This window comes from Neobacillus drentensis, from assembly GCF_036965425.1.
In the GTDB taxonomy this organism is placed as follows: Bacteria; Bacillota; Bacilli; order Bacillales; family Cytobacillaceae; genus Neobacillus; species Neobacillus drentensis_F.
Genome location: NZ_JBALPP010000141.1, coordinates 1 through 4,173 on the forward strand (window position 1 = coordinate 1; position 4,173 = coordinate 4,173).

Below are 4,173 nucleotides of genomic sequence, written 5' to 3' on the forward strand. Positions count from 1 at the left end.
TAAATTTTTCCTAGATTACCATCATGTATTAATTTGATTAAAATTACTTTTCGCAATTTTTACAGCCTGTCTATTTTAATCCTTTGTCTCTATATTACGAGTGAAAGGAGGAAAAACAGTCCAAAGGAATCTATTTTAATAGTTTCAGAATTGTTAAACTATTACTATCATCATGGGTTGGCTTCCATAAAATCTGTTAGGGGGAATACGATGGAGCGAAAAGTACGCTTGATTCCGTACCAGGTAATGGCAGAGGTTGAAGAAGTAACCGAGGTGCCAAAAGGGGTTGAAATGATTCAGTCCCCGAAAGTTTGGGAAAAGACAAAAGGCAAGGGCATTACCATTGCTATCTTGGACACAGGCTGTGATCTCACGCATCCGGACTTAAAGCAACGGATTATTGGCGGATGCAATTTTACGAATGATGATAAAGGGAACAAAACGATTTATAAGGATTACAATGGGCACGGGACACATGTTGCCGGAACCATCGCAGCAACTGCCAACCAGCAGGGCGTAGTTGGAGTTGCCCCAGAAGCAAATCTATTAATTGTAAAAGTTCTTGATAAAAATGGCTCAGGTCAATATGACTGGATAATTAATGGAATCAATTATGCCATAGAACAAAAGGCAGATATCATCTCGATGAGCCTCGGCGGGCCAGAGGATGTACCGGAATTACACGAAGTTATTCAAAAAGCGGTGGCCAATAATATTCTAGTCGTCTGTGCTGCAGGAAATGAAGGAGATGGACAAGGTTCTACAGATGAATTTGATTTTCCAGGATCCTATAACGAGGTTATTAGTGTAGGTGCGATCAACCTTGAACGTCATATTTCTGATTTTAGTAATTCCAATAAAGAAGTCGATGTGGTGGCACCCGGTGAAAATATCTTATCCACTTATTTGAAGGGGAAATATGCTAGACTCAGTGGAACCTCAATGGCAACACCACATGTCTCAGGGGCATTGGCTCTCATAAAATCTTTGTCAAATCAAGCATTCGAGAGAAATCTATCAGAACCAGAACTATACGCCCAATTAATTAGGAGAACGGTACCACTAGGATATTCTCCAAAGCTCGAAGGTAACGGAATGGTCTATTTAACAGCGGTAGATTATCTAGTAAACGTATTCAATGAAACAACGAATGTGGTAAATGTCTAACATTTTTATAAAGCTTATCCTGCAAAAACCCAATCATTTCTATGAAAAATTCATTTAATAGAAATGAAAGGAGTTGAGTTGGATGAGCTCACAAAGTTTTCGAGACTTTGCAGATAAACTTGTTGGTCAAGAAGTAGAAGTTGTTACGAATAATGGGACCTATACTGGAACACTAGAATATGTTGGCGGAGACAGCATTATTTTGCGTACTAGAATCAGAGGCCGCGCCGTAAGATTGGCTATTCGCATCGCGTTAATTATCGCCCTATTCAGTTTGTTAACAGGTCGCAGATTCACTTTTTAAAAAAATAGAGTCTAAATAAGAGTGGCTGCCAGTAATTAGGGCAGCCATTTTCATTCGGTGTCTAACGGTGAGTTCAAATGATCGTCAAATAAATCAATAAATAAACTGCCATTGGATGAAATGACGGCATATTGAACCGCCTTGATTTGTAAACTTCGCGATTTTAATTCCTGATCCAGCCATTGTTTTGAAAAATTTTGGTTAAAATTCTTCTCAATTAACTTTCCGTCCATAATGAGTTCTTTTGGGAGTATAACATTTTCGTTTAAATTAGCAGGGTTAAAATCTTTCTTGCTGACATTTTGGTATTGGGTTTTCTTTAATACCGATAATTTGCCGCTCACCTCTAAAAGCGCATACTCCACCTCAAAAATATCAAATATTCCTTGCTCCCGAAGCTGCTGATTTAAATCATCTAATGTATACCTTATTTTTTTCATGTTGGCATCAAGAATTTTCCCATTATCAATGATGACCGTCGGCTGCCCGGATAGCCAGCTGCGAAATGGCCGGCTGTTTGCAGAAATAAGGGATAAGAAAAAATAAATCAAAATAAGGGCAATAAAAGAAGAAATCATCGGAACGAAGTGGAGATTCGTATCAAACCCCATGTTCGCAATGAAAGAGCCTATCGTGATTGATAAAGCAAAATTATAATAATTTGTATGGGAATTAACCTGTTTTCCGACCCATAGAGAAACAACCATTAAAACAATATAGGAAATACCCGTACGGATAATCGCTTCAACAACAACATGCAATCTACTTCATCCTTCACTTTTAATTGTTCCAATTTAAGTATGGGCTAAAATGGTAATTAAAATGTAAGATAATCTGTCAAATTTGTAGTTCGGATTGATGCTGTGAGTTATCATCAAATGGGGAGGTGTTTATGTTGATCATTGAGGAATTGTATTCGATAGAGGAATCTATCTCGGAGCTTTCTGAACTATTGGTGTATGTAGTCGATGATGGCGCAGCCGTAGGCTTTCTGCCGCCAATGAAACCATCATTAGCCAAGGAGTATTGGGGAACGGTTTTATCGTCTGGTGTGATTTTATTTGTGGCCAAAATTAACAATAGAATTGTTGGGAGTGTTCAATTACATTTATGCACGAAACCAAACGGATTACATAGAGCTGATATTGCCAAGCTCATTACAGACCCTGACTTGAGGCGGCAGGGTTTAGGCCGTGCTTTAATGCAAAAAGCAGAGGAACGGGCATTACAAGAAGGTCGGTCATTGTTAGTTTTGGATACAAGAGAGGGAGACCCTTCGAATAAATTTTATCAATCATTAGGATTTATCGAAGCAGGACGAATCCCGAACTTTGCCAAGTCAGCAAATGGGGAGTTGCATACGACAGTTTTGTATTACAAAACTCTATAAAAAATAAAGCGATGTTCAGGGTGAACACCGCTTTATATTTGCTTCACTTTCCTTCGCACCCTAAAAAACAACTTCAATATCGGCGGAACCGCAAAATAGATAAATAAGAGCCTGAATAATTGGTACCCGGTTACCATTGATAAATCGGCATGCACTTCATGGGCGAGTATACCCATTTGATCCATACCGCCGGGTGCCGTACTTAAAAAACTTGTCGACGGTGTTATATGGTAATAGAAAACAAGCACCAAGCTTAAGCCGATGGAGCCTAGTATCATGACCATGCCGCTTATTAGGGCAAGGGTAATCATTTTACTTTTGTGCGGCAATTTTTCCGGTTTTAATAATAACCCTATATAACCTCCAATCAGGAATTGTGAAAGGTCCAAGATCGTTGGAGATAGGGGAGGCCCGTGTAGTCCGGAAATATTGATGACGGCAGTTCCGATAATCGGCGCCAACAAAAATGGAGTGGGAAACCTAAGTTTTTTTCCAAGGAAAGCACAAAGCACACAGACAACCGCAAACAAAAGAATCGTTGGGAAAAACGGTCCAGAAAATGCTGCAGTCTTATGAGTGATGTCTGCAACAGGACCCGAGTTAACTTTTTGAAAAAAAGGTCCTAAAATCAGAAAGGGAACAAAGAAAATGATCATCAATAATCTTGCTACCTGAAGGAAGGTAACTGTTGTGATATCAATTCCTTTTACTTCCTCGGCAAAGGTAATCATTTGAGAAAGCCCGCCTGGAATACTGCCTGTTAGCACCGTTGGATAATCTACTCCGGTAAGTTTGGAGATAATGAAAGCAATTCCCGCGCAGAATACCACAAGCGTTACTGTCATAAGGAACATCGAAGGAAGCTTTTCAACAATTTGCAATAGAGCATCCATTGTAAACGAAAGTCCTATGGAATAGCCCACAATGATTAGCCCGGTATCCCGAATGGATCTTGGCCAGAATAACGGAAGCTTCACTAACCTTGCGCCAATCAGGACAGCGATCATCGGACCAAGCAGCCATGGTATAGGCGTATGAATGATGGTGAAAATAATTCCACCAATAAAGGCAATTACCAGCGTCATCAAAAAACGTATTCTTTTGTCATCAGAGTTGATTGGCAAATACTTCAATAGAAACCCTTCTGTCTTAAAAAATTTATTAAAAAACATAATTTTACCATTTGATTTGGCTTTCAGTGCCCGAATAAGGCTACTTTTATAAGATATGGTAAATGGAATTAACTTTCATTGCCCGAACGAGGTTACTTTAACAAGATACGGTAAATGAAATGATCTTTCATTGCCCGAGT

General features: G+C 39.2%; 5 protein-coding genes. 3 read left to right on the forward strand and 2 right to left on the reverse strand.

From position 1 onward, the window contains the following. Nucleotides 1-210 precede the first annotated feature (210 nt). Both V7161_RS27280 and V7161_RS27285 read left to right on the forward strand, forming a co-directional pair. Nucleotides 211-1,167, forward strand: coding sequence for a S8 family peptidase (locus V7161_RS27280; protein ID WP_335715939.1), 957 nt, complete (start codon nucleotides 211-213; stop codon nucleotides 1,165-1,167). A gap of 82 nt (nucleotides 1,168-1,249) precedes the next feature. Beyond that, on the forward strand, nucleotides 1,250-1,471 hold the full coding sequence (locus V7161_RS27285) for a hypothetical protein (protein WP_335715940.1): 222 nt from the start codon (nucleotides 1,250-1,252) through the stop codon (nucleotides 1,469-1,471). Nucleotides 1,472-1,521: 50 nt separating this feature from the next. Here the strand turns inward: V7161_RS27285 and V7161_RS27290 are convergent, their stop codons facing one another. Next, complete coding sequence (locus tag V7161_RS27290; protein ID WP_335715941.1) at nucleotides 1,522-2,232, reverse strand: DUF421 domain-containing protein; 711 nt, start codon at nucleotides 2,230-2,232, stop codon at nucleotides 1,522-1,524. Between the two features lie 131 nt (nucleotides 2,233-2,363). Here V7161_RS27290 and V7161_RS27295 point away from each other — a divergent pair, with 131 nt between their 5' ends. Then, entirely contained in the window at nucleotides 2,364-2,861 is a 498-nt protein-coding gene (locus tag V7161_RS27295; protein WP_420491675.1) for a GNAT family N-acetyltransferase, read from the forward strand. Between the two features lie 32 nt (nucleotides 2,862-2,893). Here the strand turns inward: V7161_RS27295 and V7161_RS27300 are convergent, their stop codons facing one another. Then, nucleotides 2,894-3,994: an AbrB family transcriptional regulator gene (locus V7161_RS27300; RefSeq protein WP_335715943.1), complete on the reverse strand. Its 1,101-nt coding sequence runs from the start codon at nucleotides 3,992-3,994 to the stop codon at nucleotides 2,894-2,896. Nucleotides 3,995-4,173: the final 179 nt, after the last annotated feature.

Bases quoted from the DNA above. Each gene is read 5' to 3' on its own strand.
- V7161_RS27280 (WP_335715939.1), top strand. From the start codon at position 211: ATGGAGCGAAAAGTACGCTTGATTCCGTACCAGGTAATGGCAGAGGTT.
- V7161_RS27285 (WP_335715940.1), top strand. From the start codon at position 1,250: ATGAGCTCACAAAGTTTTCGAGACTTTGCAGATAAACTTGTTGGTCAA.
- V7161_RS27295 (WP_420491675.1), top strand. From the start codon at position 2,364: ATGTTGATCATTGAGGAATTGTATTCGATAGAGGAATCTATCTCGGAG.